Genomic DNA, 19207 nt, shown 5'->3' on the forward strand with positions numbered 1-19207 from the left:
CGTTCTATTATACATCTTTACGCTTCTATCTTGTACTCATACACTCCGTGGCAAATTACTTCCGCAGGTCCTTTCATTAACACATTTCCTTCTTCTGTCCATGCAATCATTAAATCGCCACCTGCTAAGTGAACTGTGATTTCTTTACCACGTTCCATTTTCCCATTGAGAATTGCCGCAACTACAGCTGCGCATGCTCCTGTCCCGCAAGCTTGCGTTACACCAGATCCACGTTCCCAAACGCGGAAATTCATTTCTTCATCATTCAAAATCTCGATGAACTCAACATTCACTCGTTCCGGGAACATTTCATGCGTCTCAAGAACTGGTCCTAACGTTATAAGAGGCGCTTTTTCTACATCATCAACAAAGATAACCGCATGTGGATTCCCCATTGAAACAGCTGTAAATGCATAACGGTGATTATTGTATAAGAAGTTTTCACGAATAAATGGTGTGTCTCCTTCACCAAGCATCGGTATCTCTTCGCGTGTTAAACGAGGTGCTCCCATGTCGATTTTCGCTAATGTTACTTTGTCATCTTCTACCGTTACTTCTGCCGTAACGATACCAGCTAACGTTTCAATTGTGAAAACTGTATCTTCTACTAGTTTATGCTCATACGCATATTTCGCTACGCAGCGTAAACCATTTCCACAGCTCTTCCCTTCTGAACCATCGTTATTAAACATGCGCATTTTTACTGGTGCCACGTCAGAAGGACAAATTAAAATCATTCCATCTGCACCAATACCAGTATTAATATTTGAAACCTTTTCTGCGACAAGAGCTAAATCTTCTTCCCTAATTTGTTCCTCAAACATATTTACATATATATAACTATTGCCAAGACCATGCATTTTTGTAAAAGAAAATTGGCTCATTTTTATTCACTCCAAAAATAATTTATTATTTCAAGTATAAAATGCATGCTTTTAGAACACAATATGAATGTCCCCCGTTTCTCATATTTGACAACGTTTTGGCGATTAGTCATTCTTACACAAATCGTGTAAGAAAAAAGCCCTTCTAAAAGGGCCTTTTTTTTATTTATATTCCGTATTATCCTACCCTGTGAAATAGCGTTTTATCTAATGAAAAAGGTGTCGCCAATTTGCAACACCTTAGAACATTGGATTTTCATCCAAATACTCATATACATTATTAACAAGTTCTTCTACTGTCGACCCTTGTACTACTTCACCATTCACAAGGGCAAATGGTCCTTCAAAACAAATACCACAATATCCTAAACAACCATACTCCATTACATCTAAATTCGGATCTTTTTCTAATTTCTCTAAAGCTGCTTGTGAACCACTCGCAAGGTTACCTACACAAAATTCAATTAATGGTTTAATCAAAATTCTCCCCCCTGTACTACAAAACAAATTACCTTCTGACTTCATCTATAAAAAGAAAACTAAGCTGTTTCTTGTTGTTTTCGTTACATATTCTAAACTATTTAGTTACTTCATTACTTCACTTCAAAGTAGATGACTGTTTCTATATAACCTACTATTCATAATGAAATAGTAACTAGCAAATGAAAACAGTTTACTTTACTTTTCTTCTTATTGTACAACAGAGTATTCATTCATGCATTGTTATTTGTTCACAAATTCGATATAATTTGATTGAGTAAAGTCAAAATATTTTATTAATATAAAATTGTATGATTAGGGGATATTTCAACAGAAAAGGGGTAATCCATCATGAAACACCTCGTACTACTAGGTGGCGGCTACGGTGGAATGAGAATTCTGCAGCGGCTACTTCCAAACAACCAACTTCCAGATGATGTACAAGTGACATTAATCGACAAAGTACCATATCATTGCTTCAAAACTGAATATTATGCATTAGTTGCGGGTACAATTTCAGAAACGCATATTCGCATACCGTTTCCTGAGCACCCACGTCTCAATATTCAATACGGCACAGTAACAAATATTGACCTCGAAACGAAAGCCGTTCATCTCGATGGCGGTGAAACGATTCAATATGATGATTTAATTATTGGGCTTGGCTGTGAAGATAAATATCATAACGTTCCTGGGGCGAAGGAATATACACATAGCCTACAGTCAATTGAACAAACACGTAAGACATATGAACAATTAAATAGCTTAGAACCAAATGCAACAGTAGCTGTCGTTGGGGCTGGTTTAAGCGGCGTTGAAGTGGCAAGTGAACTTCGCGAAAGCCGTTCAGATTTAAAAATCTATTTATTTGATCGAAAAGATAGAATTTTATTCCCGTATCCAGAAAAATTAAGTAGATACGTAGAAGAATGGTTTGTAAAACATAAAGTTACCATTATACGAAACTCTAACATTACAAAAGTGGAACCAAACATTGTATACAACCATGATGAACCACTTGAGTGTGATGCAATCGTGTGGACAGCTGGTATTCAAGCAAATGAAGTTGTTCGAAACCTTCCAGTTGAACAAGATGGTAGCGGACGGGTTGTTTTAACGAAATATCACAATATTCCGAATAATGAGCATGTTTATGTTGTCGGGGATTGTGCAGCACTTCCACATGCACCATCTGCTCAACTTGCTGAAGGTCAGGGAGAACAAATTGTCCAAATATTATTAAAACGTTGGAATAATGAACCGCTTCCTGATGAACTGCCTGTTATAAAATTAAAAGGTGTTCTCGGTTCTCTCGGCAAAAAACACGGATTTGGTTTACTAGCAAACCAACCATTAATGGGGCGTGTACCGAGATTATTAAAATCCGGTCTTCTTTGGATGTACAAATATCATAACGGTTAATACTTTAAAGGCTGTCTACTATGTAGACAGCCTTTTGCTATTCATTTTTTTAAAAATAACTTTCTCAATATAGGTTCATAAAAGTTTATTTATTTTAATATTAAAAAATACAAATGAAAAGTGTATACTATACGTAATAGTTATTATTTTCTTTAGGGCCGAATACGTTCGGGCTTATTTTTTATGCTATAAGTACTACACATAATAGGAGGCATTTCATTTCACTTATGAACTTAACAAAACTAAATAATCGAATAGAAGTGAAAAAGAGGGAATTAATCCACCTCGTTGAAAAGTATGGATTTACTCACGATAAAGTCATTTCTCTCAGTCAAGACTTAGATCGCTTGCTAAACTTATTAACGAAGCTAACTTCCGTCTCAAGACGATCTAATCCTACAAACAAAGAAAAAAGATGTTCCCTCTAAATAGACTTTTTTTATTTTTCTATTTTTCTCTCTTTTTGATACGATATAACTAGAATCAGAAAGGAGCAATTTATGTTTATATTAAAAGACATCAAATATAAAAACATTCTACACATTCCTTATTTACAGATTCAACAAGAAAAAATAACTTGTATTATCGGTGAAAGTGGTAGTGGAAAAAGTACATTACTTCGTATGTTAAATGATTTACAATCACCAACATCTGGCACAATTGAATATAACGGAAAATCCATTTTAGATTATCCTCCCATTCAATTACGACGTGAAGTTGTCATGCTCGGACAAACTCCGCCTATTTTTGATGGAACAATTAAAGATAATTTATTAATGGGACTGCACCTTTCTGAAAAGCCATTTCCAAATGACGATGCCCTGCGGGACGCATTAACAACTGTTAGCCTAGATAAAAAATTAGAAGATAGCCCCTCTTCTTTATCAGGAGGTGAAAAACAAAGACTTGCTTTTGCTCGTATTGTACTAATGGATCCACCCGTCTATTTATTAGATGAACCAACTTCGGCACTAGATAGTGATACAGAACGACGCGTTATGAAACAATTCACTCTACTGGCAAGAGAAAAGAAAAAAACAGTTATCTTCATCACGCACTCGCAACAACTTCCAGAAGAAATCGCAGACGATATTATTGAAATTAGTAAAACAAACGGTGCAACTAGAAAGGAAGTGCTCTCAATTGAAGGGCGTTATTGAACTACAAATTTGGCAACTTGCAGCTGCATATATTTTCATCCTTATTTTAATCGGGCTTGTGAAATTAAAAGGAATACCGCGTGAGAAACAAATTACAATTGCTACATTACGTATGACAATTCAGCTCGTACTAGTCGCATATGTCCTTACATACATATTTGAAAATAGTAATCCGTTTTATACAATAGCTCTCATTACTTCTATTACTACATTTGCGATTTTCAATATTTATAAACGAGTTAATATTCCAATGTCAAAAGAATTAAAACGAGTAGTCGCCCTCTCCATGATTGCTGGATCAATTGGCCCTCTTCTACTATTTATCTTTGTCATTATCGGACACGATCCTTGGTATGCTCCGCAGTATATCGTTCCTATTGCCGGTATGCTAATTGGTAACGCTATGACAGGCATTTGCCTCGGGGCAAATACCTTTTTAAGCAGCATGAAATCACAAAGAGACCATATTGAAGGTGCACTTATGCTTGGAGCAACTCCAAAACAAGCAGCTGCCCCGCTCATACGGGACGCTTTCGATTCTGCTATTTTACCAACAATCAATTCTATGGTCGGAATGGGAATTATAAGTCTTCCAGGCATGATGACAGGACAAATTTTATCCGGTGTATCACCATTTACAGCTATCCAATATCAAATCGCAATTATACTTGGTATTTCTGGAAGTACAGCTTTCTCTGTTATTATCTTCTTACAACTTGGGTATAAAACGTTCTTTAATAAGCGGTGTCAGTTGAAAGAAGTTGACGTACAATCATAAAAAAGACGCTCTGCAAGTTACTTACAGAGCGTCTTTTTTCTTTGCTAATCTTACGCCTTCTTAACGAACTGTGATTTTAACTTCATAGCTCCGAAACCGTCGATTTTGCAATCAATATCGTGATCTCCTTCAACTAGACGAATACTCTTTACTTTCGTACCAATCTTAACAACTGAAGAAGTTCCTTTTACTTTTAAATCTTTAATTACAGTAACAGCATCACCGTCTTGAAGAACGTTTCCGTTCGCATCTTTTACAACTTTTGCACCTTCATTACTTTCAGCTTCTGCTTCTTTGCCCCACTCATGTGCACATTCTGGGCATACGAAAAGAACGCCATCCTCATACGTGTATTCTGAATTACATTTTGGACAATTTGGTAAAGTAGCCATAAATTCATTTCCTCCGTTCATTATTTATACGTAAAAATCAAAATTGACGTTTACATCTCGATAAATAAAATTTGTATAGCATTTCTTTATACTGCCATAGTCTCGCATTATTGACAAGCCTACCTCAAATTCTCATTTTTTATTGTATTTTACAAAATTTCAATTAGTATGCCGTTTGGTATTCACATTTTTCGTTAATTAACTTATTCGACATGTACTTCTTCCATCCAACTACTTGTCTTAGATTTCACTACTATTAAGTGCTCATTTTCCCATTTTAGTTTGCCTAAAAATCTGGAGTAGACTACTTCATTCCCTACTTCTTCTACGAGTAGTTTATTTACCACTCTTAGCCCTTTATCGTTATACACTTCACACATTAGCTGAAATCCTTCCGAACGATGAATTCCTTTTAATATAGCCGTTTTCTTTCGGCTTGGGCTCTTCTTCGGTGTTTTATCTACTAAAAATACAATCTCGTAATTCTCTTTCTCTATTTCCTGAAGCGCTTCATTCACATACTCTTTAATCATTTCTAATGATATTTTTGAATATTTTTCAATAGCTGGTACAACATAGAGGTGAACCAACTCGACAAAATGCTTATATTTCTCCTCAACTGATTCCAAATTTAAAAATTGCATATAATCATAAGGCACGGATATACGAATCTTCCCCAGGGCCTCATGTAGTTCATAAGAAACATCTTTATTAGGGTTTGCTAGGCAATATATATCAATATTTTCTACAGTTTCTAATCCAAGATTGAACCTACTTAATTCCTTTGAAAAAATCAATTCAAAAATTCTCATTTCATGCAATCGATTATAATGTTTTTTTGGACGTTTCTTAGCCCAATCATAAAAATGTACATCTATCATATTACCTTTTCCTCCTAACATATAAAAAGAAGAACCTTCACAAGATTCTTCTTTTCAAAATGAACGAGTTCCCTCTAGAAACTCCAACTATTTTCTTCAATGTAAAATTGATACTCTTCTAATTCTTCTTCACTTAACTTCTTATTATTTTCATATACCTCTTGCCATTCAAAATAGTCTTCACTGAAATAAACAGCAAATTTAATTTTTATATTTTTCTTCTCTTCATAATCATAACCAGTAAACTCTACTACGTCATAATCCTTTTCTTTCTTTACAAACTTCCAAGTTGGATTATCATTCATAACCTCTAAAGTAAATCCTTCATCACTTGAACGAACAACATTTTTTATATTCGGCTCAGTTGGTAACAAGGAGAGTCCGAACGTGGCTACACCAAATACTATCCCTACTATAACTTGTAAACCAATCATACCAGCAAAACTAGCGCCACCCTTTGATTGTAAGTAATACGCCTTCTCATGATCAAGCGTATCTTCTGCTTTATGTAAAATACGAACAGCGTGCTTATAATATAAACGGTTTCCTTGCCATCCAGTAAATATCATCATTACTAATTGAAAAGCTAAACTAATTGATAAAAAAATCCCATCTGGAATGTCTATAAAAGGGGCTACAAGTACACTAGGTACCGATAATAATGTAAGTATAATAAATAACTTATACATTTTACGATAAGCTAACCAAAAAGACGGGAAGAAAAAGGCTACCCAATTCCATGTATTCCCTTGCGCTGGATTTTCTACTTTGCCCCATTTAAAGTCATAATAAGCTGTATTCTTTTGAACAACTTTATGTAATTCTTGCGGAGAAATTGTTTCTTGTAAAACAGTGTCCTTCACGTACATCATCCTTCTCTTATTTCTATATAATTTTTATTGTAAAGAAATAAAACAAAGGAATCTAACAAAAAGTAGTTATATTTCATAAAATTGAACGGAAATCGAATATATTCCGACAATTACCTGATTCTTATTTCATTTTACTTTTAAATATATTAAAATAATCATGTATCATACCTTTAATACACTAAGTTAATTATTTTATATATTCACTAAAGGTGATTTATTAACATCACCTTTAGTGAATATATAAAATACTATTGGAATATCGCCAAATCTAAAATCTCGACTTAAGAGACTTCACAAATTAGCTTTCTACTATTTCAAACATATTTCCACTTACACAACTAATGAATAATCTATCATTAACTTCCTCAATTGATACAATAAAATCTACTTCGACTACATTTTTAGGCAGTTTCATTATATCTTTTACTTCGCCACATTCTTCTTCACTTTCTCAATAACATCTTCTATACGTTCCGCTATACATTCTGGCTCCCAATCTCCCTCACCATGCATAGCTGTATAAACCGGACAATTTTCATCATTACTATCTACAAAGATCGGATCTCCAAGATATGAATCTATTCCAATTACAATCCATCCTTCTTTCCAATCTCCTTCTTCATTCCCGATTAAAATTTGACCTTCATCATCAACGCTATAACCAAGTTGTCCTTCTTCTATCTCTTCACTATTAAATAGTTCTATTGTCATTGGTTCAAATTCATACTCTAACTCAATTTCATTATCCTCAGCACGATCTACATATGCTAAAAGTTGTTTAATTTTATTGTGGTTAATCATAAGATTTTCTCCATTCTATCTTTTTAAAATTTAATTTTATTCATAATGAGCTGCCGCCAGTAACATCTGGGCAATAAACTTCCATGGAATATTTTCTGGAAGCTTCTCCCCTTGATTTATATAAACACCTTCATAAGCACCTAACCAACCATGTAATGCCTCTAAATAAGTCTCTACCTCTACATTCTCCCACTCATCTTGATTCACTTTAAAATCCTTTTGAAGATATACAAGAAACTTCAACAAGTCTTCTTTAGAATTTACATGATCAAGATATCCAAATACATCCATATTTTCCCCCCCTTTCTATTGCTCGTCATTTAAACTAACTATAATATATGAAATAAGATTCTTAAAACTATTATTTGAGGTGACCAAATATGAAGACTACACTTTGGACAGAAGACGACTATTTAAAATTAGCACCGATTAACGACGAACTAATAAAAAAAGCTGAAGAAGTACTAAACGTAAAGCTTCCGGAATCGTACATAAATCTTCTAAAAGAACAAAACGGAGGAACGCTGCGCCTTGATACTCACCCTACTTCAGAGCCAAATTCTTGGGCGGATGATCATGTTAATGTTTCTGGCTTATATGGTATTTCTTTTGATGAAAATGAATCTAGTATTTTAGAGAGCCGTTATTTAATTCAGGAATGGGAAATGCCTGAGAATCTCGTACTTTTATCTGGGGACGGCCATACGTGGATTGCATTAGACTATCGAAATGTAGCTGAAAATCCTCCAGTTATATTTATCGATAATGAGCTTGAGGAAATTATCGAATTAGCACCTAACTTTGAAAGTTTCTTACAAAACTTAACTACTTACGATTATGATGAAGAGTAAACCTCTCTCTAAAGGAGCGCAAGATTTCATTACAAACTTACACGCTGCTTTAAAGTCACTTCGGTTTAAGAAAAAAAGACATACATTTCGCAAAGCTGATAACGGATTTTATAAGATCATTCATATACAAAAAAGCCAGTTTGGAGATGACTTCTATATAAATATAGGTGTTCATCCAATTGGTCTCCCGCAACTTATTACAGACCAATTACAAGTAAAAGAAAACATCTCAATATTCGATTGCATTCTACGAACAAGAATAGAGCCTATACATATGAAACAGAACCAGTTATTACATAATGTTTCACATGAAACTATCGACATTCCGAATTACCTTTCTACTATTTTCAACTGGTTTCAAGTGTGGGCGTCTTATGAAAATTTAGCAAAAACAAATATACATTCCATTACTCCGGTACTAGCTGTCGTTCCAATATTACAAGAAAAAGCGTTTCTGCTTCTTACTTGTTTTTCTTTCTACAACTTAAAACAGTACGAACAAGCTAATCTTTACTTACAGCAATACTTGCATTGTGCTGTGTATCTTAATACCGAGGAGAAAGAGCTAGTATTCTTTCATGAAGTTGATATGTATATGAAAAAACTAGTAGAAAACGCAATGTAACTTCACATTGTGCTTTCTACTAGTGCTTTATATTCCTCTTGTAACTTTTTAAATTGTTCTTCATACTTTTGCATCTTTACCGTATCCGTTTTCGAATTAAGGAATGGTCTTCTTCTCCCAATCACCATTATATTTTTCCCTTCTATTGCATCATTCATATATACGTAAGGTTTAAAAAACTTACATTCCGTATATAGCAATGCTACAGATAATTTTGCATACTCTTCCACTTTAAATTGATTAGATAGACTTAACTCTCGCAAATTTTTTAATTGTATTAAAGGTCCTAACGAATCATCTTTAACCTTTAAGTTCATAAGGGTAAGCTTTTTCAAATGTTGTAATGCAGCGAGTGGTTGTAAAGTTTGTACTTTCATCGCTGTATTTATCCCACCACCCATGTAAAAGGTATTGAGTTGCGGACACTTACTTAAAGCACTTAAATCTTCTAGCTTAGAAAAATCATCAATTAGTAAGGATTTGAGTTTTTTATTATACGCAATATCCCATAACGTCTTCGCTTTTGTATTCCAGCACATATACAACTGTTGTAAATCAGATAATTTTTGAAGGCTACTTAAATCCTCGACCCTCATTTCGTAAACGTACAATATATTTGGACGAGCGTACGTAAGAATATGCTCAAATTGCTTTTGATTTACTGCGAAAACCCATAACTTCTTAACTTGTAAAGATGCTAATCGTTCTATATTTTTTGTTTTCCCCTCAATCGCTAATTCTTCTAAACTAGCAGTAACATTTTCCAAGTCCTTTATAATCCTCGGCTGCTCACCAATCGGAAACATTTTATCCCTCCTACAACGCCCAAGTAATATTCATTTCTTCAAATGACTTCTTACTCACTTCCAACCCTTCATCATCATCCGTTCCAATCATCGCCACCTCTTCTTTAGACAACGTAATTCCCTCGTTTAGATTTTGGATTTTTCTCTCATACACGAGTTGTAAAAGATCCATTTGCTCCTCTGTCAGTTCATACTCTTCTTCCAATCTTTCTATTGCAGATTCCGTATCAAGTAATGGGATTTCTAATAAGAATCCACCGTGCTCTTCCATCTCTTCAAATGAATCAATTGAATATGCACCGCTATCCTCAATCCAAAATGCCGTCGTAATGAAAGGAACTGTTTCCCCCTCTACCTCTTCTAATACGTATTGAAGTGCTTCCTCTTTCGCAATGTCTACTACTTCCGAAGGTGCCCCTTCGAAATAATTTGCTGCATCAATCCACTCATCAATTCTCTCACTATTCACATCTTGAATACATACGATCGTGTAATTCGGATGGAAAGTAATTGTCCCTTGTCCACCTTGACTATCTTGCATACTATAGTTGAATCCATCCCATGAACTTTCATGTGAAAAATCAGGAGCGTGTGCTACAAAAATTGCATCTGCAATCGACTTTAAAATACATCCTTTCCATAGTTGTTCTTTACTTATATGAAAGTTATATTTACTCATTCTCTTCCCCCGCATATATGTTTTTTAATATTATCTTTCGACTTCTCATTCTTTGTAAAGCGTTTTTTCATTATATAAAAATAGTAAAAGCACCCTTTATCTAAAGGATGCTTTACTATTCACCTACCACTTCTCCCTGCACTCTTCAATCAAACACAACAAATACCGCTTCGTCACATCAGCCCGTCTCCAACGAGAGAACTTTTTCTTTTCTTCTAGATTATGCCGCATTCGCTCTACTTCTTTTAATAAAGGATCCCATTCTTTCGCTGAACGTTCTAATAAGTATTCTAATCCCCTATCTTTTGAAACGATTGTTTTATGATCTAACGTATATAAAATACGTCCCATCGTAACGACAGCTGATTCTACCCACTCTTCTATGAAAAATAAATATGGCTGCTTCGCTTTTTCACTCCAGTACTGTTCTACGTTGTATTTCATCGTATTGACTACATCATCCCACCTTATTTGAAACGAAAGATCTTCCGCTTCTTTCCCGATAACTGTAATGCCTTGATTTTTCAATGTCCACCACGTGACCGCATTAATGTCCCAATGACCAATATTCGCCTTACCATCTGCACAATACACGTACTCATTCATTTCATCATTATATTTCCCTAAGTCAGCAAGCGGAATATACATACCATCCATTCTTTTACCTAACGTACTTTTACTAATTTTTTTATGCAGTTCTACAATTTGCTTTTTTTCAGCTTCATTCACGGAATCACTTATTACCGTAACAAAATCAACATCGCTCGTTTCTATATGAAATGCTCCTAGCGCAATCGATCCGTAAATGTATACCCCGACTATTTTTTCGTCCAAAAAAATTTCTTTTAATTCTACTGTGTACTGCTCCATTAACTGTTTTACTTCTTCTGGTAAAGCATGTTTTATTCCATTCTCCACATCTATCCCTCCATATAAAAAAGCCTTTGCAAATTCGCAAAGGCTTCATGCTTTATAAATATTTCTCGATTTCTTCATAAACATCCTTCAAACGTGGATTTCCTTCTCCAACGATTTCACCATTTACAAGAACGACCGGATAAAATAGATCTTCCTCCACTACTCGCTCTGCGAATGCTTTTTTATCTTCATTCTCTTGTTCTTCTTGAAAATCAATATACTCGAAATTAAATTTATTTTCTTGTCCCTCATATTTACGACCAATTGCCGCTTGTAACCACTCAAACGTTTCTGTTGAAGATGGCATTCCAACGCAGCTCGCACAAATTACTTTCGTCCCATACACTTGCACATTAACCATTTCTTCTCCCCCAATTCTTGTTCAAACAGTATATTCAGATGTCTTATTACATAAGCACATCATTTTACAAACTTATTCCATACCCCTATACTGAAAAAACACGTTGTACACATGATACAATATTTCGACAATAAAACAAGAAGAGAAAAAATAGATTTTCCCCTCTATCTTGATTATAATAAAACTGATGAAAGGAGTCGATAAAAATGGAAAACCCACATATGCAAGAACAAGTATTAGAAGTATTAGATAAATTACGTCCATTCTTACTTCGCGATGGCGGAGACGTTGAATTAGTAGACATTGAAGAAGGTATCGTAAAATTACGCCTTATGGGTGCATGCGGAAGCTGCCCAAGTTCTACAATCACACTAAAAGCTGGTATCGAACGCGCATTACTTGAAGAAGTACCAGGCGTTATTGAAGTAGAACAAGTATTTTAATTTAAAAGCGGAAGCGGCTCGTTCAGAACAGGAGGTCATTGGAGCTCCTGACGAAGAGGCGCTTTTTGCCTGGCCGACTGTTCTAGCCGCTGGAGCTGGATATCATCTAAAAGCAGAAGCGGCTCGTTCAAAATGTGAGGGGGATGGAGCTTCTGACATAGAGGCGCTTTTTGCCTCGGCGGAAGAAGCGAAGCCACCGAACATTTTAGCCGCTGGAGCTAGATATTAATTAAAAGCAGAAGCGGCTCGTTCAGAATCGTTTTCTAAAAAGAGACCCATTTGGGTCTCTTTTTTTATTCAAATAACACTTCCCCTTTAACATCATAAAACAAAATTGGAAATCCTTCTCAAAAAATGCGATAATTACTACTAGATAGTAAATCGTTCACACATACAAAAAACATAGGGGGACGACACATGCCAAAAATGGGGAACACTTTTGTAACAATTCAAGAACTAGAAAAGAAAAAAGAATATTTATTAGACCTTTCATCCGTTATACCAACATGGAATACAAGCTATCAATTTTTATTTAAAGAAATTCAGCAAGAATTATTGAGTAAAGTAAATGAGAAAATCGAAAAACATCAACTCATTTTACATATATGTGCAGATCAACAGGTAGGGGCATAATGTATTACATACAATTGTGATATAAAAAAGAGACCTCAATCGGTCTCTTTTTTATACTTTTAAGACAGCCAATCTAATTTCCTAATACCTAACTTATCAATTGGTAAACGAAGTGACCCGTAAAAATGCTTCATAAATTGCTCGGAGCGGTTCACATCGTGTAAAATGGCTTCTAAGCGATCTCTATATATGCCTTTTTGTTCTTCGTTTCCTGTTTGATAATATCGTTCAACCGTTTCAAAGTATTGGAGTGGGAACAGGAGCCTTGCAAATAATAGGCGCCAACCAAATGAGGATAGCGAATAATTCCGTTCATAATCTGTAACAAATTGGACGATTGTTTGCTCCCAATCTTTCTTTTTTTCTATCATCATATAGCGAATTAATTCTGCCATATCTCGAGTTGGGTGATCATACACCCAATTGAAAGGAAGTTTGAGGCGCTTCGTTTGATGCCATAATAAAGGTGTGAATCGTTCTTGGCAAATTGTTGCTGCATCAGTCATTTGCGGCGTATCATCCATCTCTGTATCGACAACATACTGAATTGCATTTTCTGCAACTCCTAAGTAATACGGGAAGGATTCAATAAACAATTGATCGAATACGTCTGTAGGGTGGTTCATCACTTGTGATTGCCAAAACTTTTCTAATTGATCGAGCCTTTTTTCCCATAATGCTTTCCATTCGCCGATGCGGCTTAATTTCTCGATTTCTTCTGGAAAGAATGCACCTCGTTTATGGAATATAGAAAGCTCACTTCCTAATGATGTAGCATGTCGTTCTAACGCACGCATACCTTTTAATAAGCAGTAATTTTGTTCTTCTATCTCACTTACATAGTAGCCGTGTATAGTCGGAACGAAAGTCGCTACAGTTATATCCCCTTGCTGGTTCATATAATCACTGAGCTTTTTCATCTCTACAAGTACTTCTTCCTCCATTTCTCCAATTGGAACAAGTACATAAATTTTGTTGCGAATCCAAAAGCTTTTATAGGGGCCAAGGGGGATTAATTCTTTAACATGCATGTGATAATGCTCATAAATATGCTGAATCATCGCAGTCGCCACCTATGGTTTTTCTTTATATATATGAGCTTGTGCTCGCCTTTCATTCCTATGCACATGATAAAGCAACGAAACGTATACAAATACTAAAAAGAAAAAAAGGTGATAAACATGAAAGAATCAAATCAACTACAAGAAAGAGCATTACAACTATTACAAGAGCGCGGTGTAACAATTGACGATATTGCTGAGCTTGTTCATTTTCTTCAAAAAAAATATCATCCAAATTTAGAGATGTCAGAATGCCGTTATAATGTTGAGCGTGTATTATCAAAACGTGAAGTACAAAACGCACTGATTACTGGTATCGAACTCGATGTCCTTGCTGAAAAAGGAATGTTAAGTGAGCCGTTACAAGATATCGTAAAACGTGATGAAGGCTTATACGGAATTGATGAAGTGATCGCACTTTCTATCGTTAATGTGTACGGCTCTATCGGTTTCACGAACTTTGGATATATCGATAAATTAAAACCTGGTATTTTAGAATTCTTAAATGATAAATCATCTGGAAAGGTGCATACATTCCTTGATGATATCGTTGGCGGAATTGCTGCCGCTGCTTCAAGTCGTTTAGCGCACCGTGCTGAGCATTCGGAATAAGGTGTCTAGGCCGTCAGTTTCATACTGATGGCCTTTCGTATTCCATAAGCATAAACTCTCTTCCACGGCTCAAAAAAACAGGTCCTACTTGAAATCCAATGTTTTTATATAACCTAATTGCTCTTTTATTAAATGTCGCTACACTTAGTCGAAACATTTTTGAATTCAATTCCTCAGTAGCAAATGCAATTCCCGCTTGAAAAAATATTTCCCCCATCCCTTTCCCTGTTAAATCCGGCTTCATTCCAAGTCCGATATCTATTACATCTTCTCCCCTATATAAATTAGCATCTCTTCCACCCGGAACTTGCGCATTTTCTCCAAAACAAAAATAGCCGATGAATTCTCCCTTCTCCCCGCAACAACCGTAATACGTCCCATCTAATAGCTCTTCTATTACTTCAGCCTCTCCTGAAAAACTATATAAATTGTACGGTTCCTCATACGTCCACATATTTATCTCATTCGCTTCTTCTTCTGTTAACTTATGTATTTCCATTCCTCTCGCTCCTCATCAAATATTCTATATATATTTACTCATTCATTTTCAGCACTCAATTTCCCTCTAATTACAATATGCATAATTACATACGCACACCCATTAAAAAAATGCTAAAATTTATTTGAATCGCTGTTGTTACACTTCTTGATTAAGAAAGACCGTTAACCGGAAAATTAACGTCTTATCAAATTCAAGCAATTGGCACATTTTGTCATCATCAAAGACACTCAAAAGAGTGTCTTTTTTTCTATAAATGCATAAATTACTATAACTCTTTAAACGCATTATTCCCTTTCTATACGTTGCGGTGTTCGTTGCGACAGATTCGGATAATAAAAAGCACTCCAGCCAGAGTGCTTTTTACTTTCAAACAAGGAGGTTACATATATGGATAGTACTCTTGTATTTAACTTTGGCATTGGTATTGTTATCATTTTATTCGTCTTCTTTGTTCTTTGTATGAGCGGAGTATAGCAATCTTTTATGCTGATAACTCTTTTAAAGTATCACTTAATTTGAACCTTCTTAATTGTAATGAAGCAATCATTGCTGCCCCTGCCCCAAGCATCACACTAGCTAGAGCCAATATGACAACCTGATTATACGGAATGATAATAACCGTTAACTCTAAGCTCGATAACACAATATAACTAAACAAAATTCCTCCAAAAATGCCAATACAGCCAGCTATCGCTCCAAGTAAAGTCCCTTCTAATAAAACAATCCGTCTCATTTGCTTCGGAATAGCTCCTACTGCACGAATCATACTAATTTCAGCACGTCTTTCATGTAAACTAGCAACAATCGCATTCATTAATCCTATACCAGAAATAATGAAAACAATTACAACTAACAAGCGAATTAACATCATCATTTGCGATAATAACTGCTCCTGTTCTTTCAATAAATCATAACTATTAATAACCTCTACGTTCTCTTTATTATTTGTAATTTGTTTTACTTGTTTCTTAATTACTTCAAATGATTGATTAGAATTTGTCATAATTTGAATCGCTTCATATCCTTGTACATGAAACTTATCCCGTGCCCATTGTTCACTCACAAAAATATCTGATCCTCTTAACCTTAATCCTTGCTCAATTATCGAAACGACTTTAATCGTTTGTTTTTCTTTCCCTTTCCCTTGTACTTCAATCGTATCATGCAACTGGATCCCTAAATTTTTAGCCGTTTCTTTCGTAACGACTCCCTCACCATCTTGTAATGGCTTATTTAAATTTTGTCCTGAAATCACTTTCGCCTTCGTTACTTTCTGATACGCTACAATATCATTACCCACAACCTCTATTGAATCATAATTAAAATTATTTTTTCTCGCATGTTCATACCATTCTTGATTTGCCTTTTTAAAGTCATAATTTATAAGTTTTGCTGTGAAATCAGTAGCATTCCCTACACTTGCATCTACACCGTCAACTTTTTTAATCTTCCCCATCCAACTAAACGGTAAAACCTCAATTCCTTGCGAATCCATCGGTACACGCACTACTAAATCAGCTGGTAAATGCTTTTGTAATCCTTTCTTCGTACCTTCATACATAGAATTTACATACATCGTTCCAACAAGTGCTAACATAAAACCAAATGCTAATATAGCAACCGACACAGCTGCCTTATTACGATAACGAATTACATTTCGACTACTAATCGTCGTTTCAATTCGAAATATCATTTGCAAAGGTTTCGCAATAACTGGCGCTATTATACGAATAAGTAGCGGAATCGTAAATAACAAACCAACTGCAAATAACAATGCTCCAATCGCACTTGGATTAAAACCGACATACTGTTCTAATACGTTACCCGCTAGTCCAATAACAGTACCAATAATTAAAATGCTAAGGCTAAAAGCACTCCATCTTTTTTCTTTTTTCTCATCGCTAGGAAGACCAGGCCGAAGTGCTTGAACTGGTGGAATCTTTCTAACCATGAAAGCCGGTATAATAGCCCCTATGATAGACATAATAATTCCTAGTAAAAAAGTAATGAGTAAAATCTCACCTGAGATCGATAATGATGCTTTCCCTGCCCCCTCAATATTCACCCATTTATTAATGAATGATGCAGCAATTGTTTGCGTACCTGCTCCAAGAATAATCCCTGCTAGCGATCCAATCGCTCCGATGCATAAAGCCTCTAATAAAACGACTAATATAATTTGATTTGGGTTACTACCAAGTGCACGTAATAGTGCCCATTGCTTAAATCGACTTCTGACAGATAAGAAGAAACTTCCCATTATTAAAAGGGCTACAACAAATAAGGCAATACCACCTAAACTAAAAATTAACGGTTTCATTACATTTAGTCGTTCAAATGCCTTATCGACATAAGTACGTTGGTCCACCTTTATATTTTCTATCTTCTTATTTACATCAAGAGCAATTGCCCTTTTCACATTTACATCCTGTGCTTTCACTTGAACGAGGTTGAATTGATTTTGTAGATTTAGTTCTTTTTGAAGCCAACTAATTGGAAAATAAGAACCATGCCCCATTGCCGCCATTAACGGTGGATTCAAAATCCCAACAACTTTAACAGTCTTTTCTCCATGCGGCGGAAACGGCAGCTTGATCATATCTCCTACACGTATACTTTCACGGTCTGTATAACCTTTTGTCAGTGCTACTTCAGCACCTTCTTTCGGATATCGACCTTCTGCAATCTTATAAGAACGCATTTCTGGAGAATCTTGCTCAACACCCCAATAAGACGGCTTTCCTGATAGCTCTTTATAATTTGGTAAAGGATACGGTATAAGTACTTTTGATATTTTTTCAGCGTTTTCTAAGCCAACTATCCCTTTTAAACTTTCATTATTTAAATACATATCATTTTTTATATATCCAAATTGTAAATTATAATCTCCATAACGACTTACTACTTGTTCCTTCACACTTTGCTCTACTGATTGATTGCCTAGCAATAACATCGTCGCTAACATAACACCTAAAGCTGCACCGAGGGCAATCAACATATTTCGCAACCAATTTTGTTTCATCGATTTTACCGCATACTTAATTACCCATCGCATCACCTTTACCTCCTACTTTAAAGTGACGATTCATAATCTCTTGAATTTGAGTAACTTGCTGCGGGATATTTCGAAATTTCCATCCCTTACTTTCAGCATGTTCATAGATCACTTCACCATCTAATAAGAAAACAACTTTATCCGCATGGGCCGCTACGAATGGATCATGCGTTACAATGACAGCTGTTTGTCCTAACTCATCACAGGCATTGCGAAGGGCCGCGATTATATTTTTGCTATTTTCTGAATCTAATGCCCCTGTTGGTTCATCCGCTAATATAATAGCTGGCTCATTTGCAAAAGCTCTCGCTATCGCAACCCTTTGTTGTTGTCCACCTGATAACTGTGCTGGTAAATGCTTTTCTTTTCCCTTCAATCCAACAAGATCTAATAAGCGATTTGCTGTCACCGTCGCCTTCTTTTGCGAGACATTATCTAACAGTAAAGGCAATCCTACATTTTCCTCCGCACTAAACACTGGAATCAAATTAAACTGCTGAAAAATAAAACCGATTTTATGCCTTCTAAACAAAGCAAGCTCTTTTTCTTTTAATGTTGAAATCTCTGTACCATCTACTCGTATACTGCCTACTGTTGGAATATCTAATCCACCTAACAACTGAAGTAAAGTCGTTTTACCCGATCCACTTGCCCCCATAATACAAACGAAATCTCCTTTTTGAATTTGAAGATTAATACCTTTTAATATCTTTACTTTACTATCCCCAATATCAAACGATTTTTCTAACCTTTCAATTTCAATAATATTCATCCCTATATCCCCTTCTCTCTCTATTTATCAATCTATATATTCTATTCAGAATGCAAAATCCCTACTTTTTTGTATTTTTTTGTCACATACTAACATGTATCCCTTATTAGCTGATTACATTTCAACTTTATTTCTCACGTTAGAAAAGTTGACTCTCACAATAAAAGTAACCATACTAGTTACACGAATACATAAAAACTATTCACATATCCACAAATA

Annotated in this window: 24 protein-coding genes; 9 read left to right on the forward strand and 15 right to left on the reverse strand. The window is 35.3% G+C overall.

Translation table 11 applies throughout. From position 1 onward, the window contains the following. Positions 1-17 precede the first annotated feature (17 nt). Both dapF and BAU23_RS12730 read right to left on the reverse strand, forming a co-directional pair. Positions 18-884, reverse strand: coding sequence for a diaminopimelate epimerase (dapF, locus tag BAU23_RS12725; RefSeq protein WP_044740532.1), 867 nt, complete (start codon positions 882-884; stop codon positions 18-20). Between the two features lie 240 nt (positions 885-1124). After that, positions 1125-1364: a YuzB family protein gene (locus tag BAU23_RS12730; RefSeq protein WP_000595027.1), complete on the reverse strand. Its 240-nt coding sequence runs from the start codon at positions 1362-1364 to the stop codon at positions 1125-1127. Between the two features lie 351 nt (positions 1365-1715). Here BAU23_RS12730 and BAU23_RS12735 point away from each other — a divergent pair, with 351 nt between their 5' ends. From BAU23_RS12735 to BAU23_RS12750, 4 genes are all read left to right on the forward strand, one after another. Then, the gene (locus BAU23_RS12735; RefSeq protein ID WP_000682082.1) at positions 1716-2786 is read left to right on the forward strand and encodes an NAD(P)/FAD-dependent oxidoreductase; all 1071 of its coding nucleotides are present in this window, start codon (positions 1716-1718) and stop codon (positions 2784-2786) included. A gap of 227 nt (positions 2787-3013) precedes the next feature. Continuing rightward, a complete protein-coding gene (locus BAU23_RS12740) occupies positions 3014-3214 on the forward strand; it encodes an aspartyl-phosphate phosphatase Spo0E family protein (RefSeq protein ID WP_071734578.1) in 201 nt (66 codons plus the stop codon). 72 nt (positions 3215-3286) lie between these two features. Then, the gene (locus tag BAU23_RS12745) at positions 3287-3946 is read left to right on the forward strand and encodes an ABC transporter ATP-binding protein (protein WP_000470259.1); all 660 of its coding nucleotides are present in this window, start codon (positions 3287-3289) and stop codon (positions 3944-3946) included. Next, positions 3930-4724, forward strand: a complete 795-nt coding sequence (locus BAU23_RS12750) for an ABC transporter permease (RefSeq protein ID WP_071734579.1) — start codon at positions 3930-3932, stop codon at positions 4722-4724. The genes BAU23_RS12745 and BAU23_RS12750 overlap by 17 nt, the downstream gene beginning before the upstream one ends. A 50-nt stretch (positions 4725-4774) precedes the next feature. Here BAU23_RS12750 and phnA read toward each other — a convergent pair whose 3' ends face one another. From phnA to BAU23_RS12775, 5 genes are all read right to left on the reverse strand, one after another. Then, positions 4775-5116, reverse strand: coding sequence for an alkylphosphonate utilization operon protein PhnA (gene phnA, locus BAU23_RS12755; RefSeq protein ID WP_000212734.1), 342 nt, complete (start codon positions 5114-5116; stop codon positions 4775-4777). A gap of 203 nt (positions 5117-5319) precedes the next feature. Beyond that, entirely contained in the window at positions 5320-5997 is a 678-nt protein-coding gene (locus BAU23_RS12760; RefSeq protein ID WP_016130781.1) for a hypothetical protein, read from the reverse strand. A gap of 74 nt (positions 5998-6071) precedes the next feature. Next, entirely contained in the window at positions 6072-6866 is a 795-nt protein-coding gene (locus tag BAU23_RS12765; RefSeq protein ID WP_000289356.1) for a DUF2628 domain-containing protein, read from the reverse strand. A 426-nt stretch (positions 6867-7292) separates the two neighbouring features. Then, the gene (locus tag BAU23_RS12770; RefSeq protein WP_016130783.1) at positions 7293-7670 is read right to left on the reverse strand and encodes a hypothetical protein; all 378 of its coding nucleotides are present in this window, start codon (positions 7668-7670) and stop codon (positions 7293-7295) included. Positions 7671-7706: 36 nt separating this feature from the next. Next, entirely contained in the window at positions 7707-7961 is a 255-nt protein-coding gene (locus tag BAU23_RS12775) for a DUF7660 family protein (RefSeq protein WP_016130784.1), read from the reverse strand. Positions 7962-8050: 89 nt separating this feature from the next. Here BAU23_RS12775 and BAU23_RS12780 point away from each other — a divergent pair, with 89 nt between their 5' ends. Beyond that, positions 8051-8521 (forward strand): SMI1/KNR4 family protein, encoded by a 471-nt coding sequence (locus tag BAU23_RS12780; RefSeq protein ID WP_000858999.1) that lies wholly within the window; start codon positions 8051-8053, stop codon positions 8519-8521. Then, entirely contained in the window at positions 8508-9146 is a 639-nt protein-coding gene (locus BAU23_RS12785) for a DUF4304 domain-containing protein (RefSeq protein WP_000978118.1), read from the forward strand. Before BAU23_RS12780 ends, BAU23_RS12785 begins: the two co-directional genes overlap by 14 nt. 2 nt (positions 9147-9148) lie before the next feature. On the opposite strand, the gene BAU23_RS12790 is transcribed toward BAU23_RS12785, so the two are convergent. The 4 genes from BAU23_RS12790 to BAU23_RS12805 all read right to left on the reverse strand — a co-directional run bounded on the left by BAU23_RS12790 (position 9149) and on the right by BAU23_RS12805 (position 11910). Continuing rightward, complete coding sequence (locus tag BAU23_RS12790) at positions 9149-9952, reverse strand: leucine-rich repeat domain-containing protein (RefSeq protein ID WP_071734580.1); 804 nt, start codon at positions 9950-9952, stop codon at positions 9149-9151. 10 nt (positions 9953-9962) lie between these two features. Then, complete coding sequence (locus tag BAU23_RS12795) at positions 9963-10631, reverse strand: hypothetical protein (protein WP_071734581.1); 669 nt, start codon at positions 10629-10631, stop codon at positions 9963-9965. A gap of 123 nt (positions 10632-10754) precedes the next feature. Then, positions 10755-11555 (reverse strand): nucleotidyltransferase domain-containing protein, encoded by an 801-nt coding sequence (locus tag BAU23_RS12800; protein WP_244159712.1) that lies wholly within the window; start codon positions 11553-11555, stop codon positions 10755-10757. Positions 11556-11601: 46 nt separating this feature from the next. Further along, a complete protein-coding gene (locus BAU23_RS12805) occupies positions 11602-11910 on the reverse strand; it encodes a YuzD family protein (RefSeq protein WP_000248596.1) in 309 nt (102 codons plus the stop codon). Between the two features lie 206 nt (positions 11911-12116). Between BAU23_RS12805 and BAU23_RS12810 the strand changes: the two genes are divergently transcribed. Both BAU23_RS12810 and BAU23_RS12815 read left to right on the forward strand, forming a co-directional pair. Next, a complete protein-coding gene (locus BAU23_RS12810; protein WP_000431159.1) occupies positions 12117-12353 on the forward strand; it encodes a NifU family protein in 237 nt (78 codons plus the stop codon). Positions 12354-12770: 417 nt separating this feature from the next. Then, positions 12771-12986, forward strand: a complete 216-nt coding sequence (locus BAU23_RS12815) for a hypothetical protein (protein WP_001125506.1) — start codon at positions 12771-12773, stop codon at positions 12984-12986. A gap of 59 nt (positions 12987-13045) precedes the next feature. Here the strand turns inward: BAU23_RS12815 and yutH are convergent, their stop codons facing one another. Continuing rightward, positions 13046-14047, reverse strand: coding sequence for a spore coat putative kinase YutH (yutH, locus tag BAU23_RS12820; RefSeq protein WP_000614213.1), 1002 nt, complete (start codon positions 14045-14047; stop codon positions 13046-13048). A 120-nt stretch (positions 14048-14167) separates the two neighbouring features. Here yutH and BAU23_RS12825 point away from each other — a divergent pair, with 120 nt between their 5' ends. Further along, positions 14168-14659, forward strand: a complete 492-nt coding sequence (locus tag BAU23_RS12825) for a phosphatidylglycerophosphatase A family protein (protein ID WP_000665100.1) — start codon at positions 14168-14170, stop codon at positions 14657-14659. A gap of 19 nt (positions 14660-14678) precedes the next feature. Here BAU23_RS12825 and BAU23_RS12830 read toward each other — a convergent pair whose 3' ends face one another. The 3 genes from BAU23_RS12830 to BAU23_RS12840 all read right to left on the reverse strand — a co-directional run bounded on the left by BAU23_RS12830 (position 14679) and on the right by BAU23_RS12840 (position 18988). Next, positions 14679-15158, reverse strand: coding sequence for a GNAT family N-acetyltransferase (locus BAU23_RS12830; RefSeq protein ID WP_000402431.1), 480 nt, complete (start codon positions 15156-15158; stop codon positions 14679-14681). Between the two features lie 484 nt (positions 15159-15642). Beyond that, a complete protein-coding gene (locus BAU23_RS12835; RefSeq protein WP_071734583.1) occupies positions 15643-18216 on the reverse strand; it encodes an FtsX-like permease family protein in 2574 nt (857 codons plus the stop codon). Beyond that, the gene (locus tag BAU23_RS12840; RefSeq protein ID WP_001021175.1) at positions 18200-18988 is read right to left on the reverse strand and encodes an ABC transporter ATP-binding protein; all 789 of its coding nucleotides are present in this window, start codon (positions 18986-18988) and stop codon (positions 18200-18202) included. The genes BAU23_RS12835 and BAU23_RS12840 overlap by 17 nt, the downstream gene beginning before the upstream one ends. Positions 18989-19207 lie beyond the last annotated feature (219 nt).

Source organism: Bacillus nitratireducens (assembly GCF_001884135.1).
Lineage (GTDB): Bacteria > Bacillota > Bacilli > Bacillales > Bacillaceae_G > Bacillus_A > Bacillus_A nitratireducens.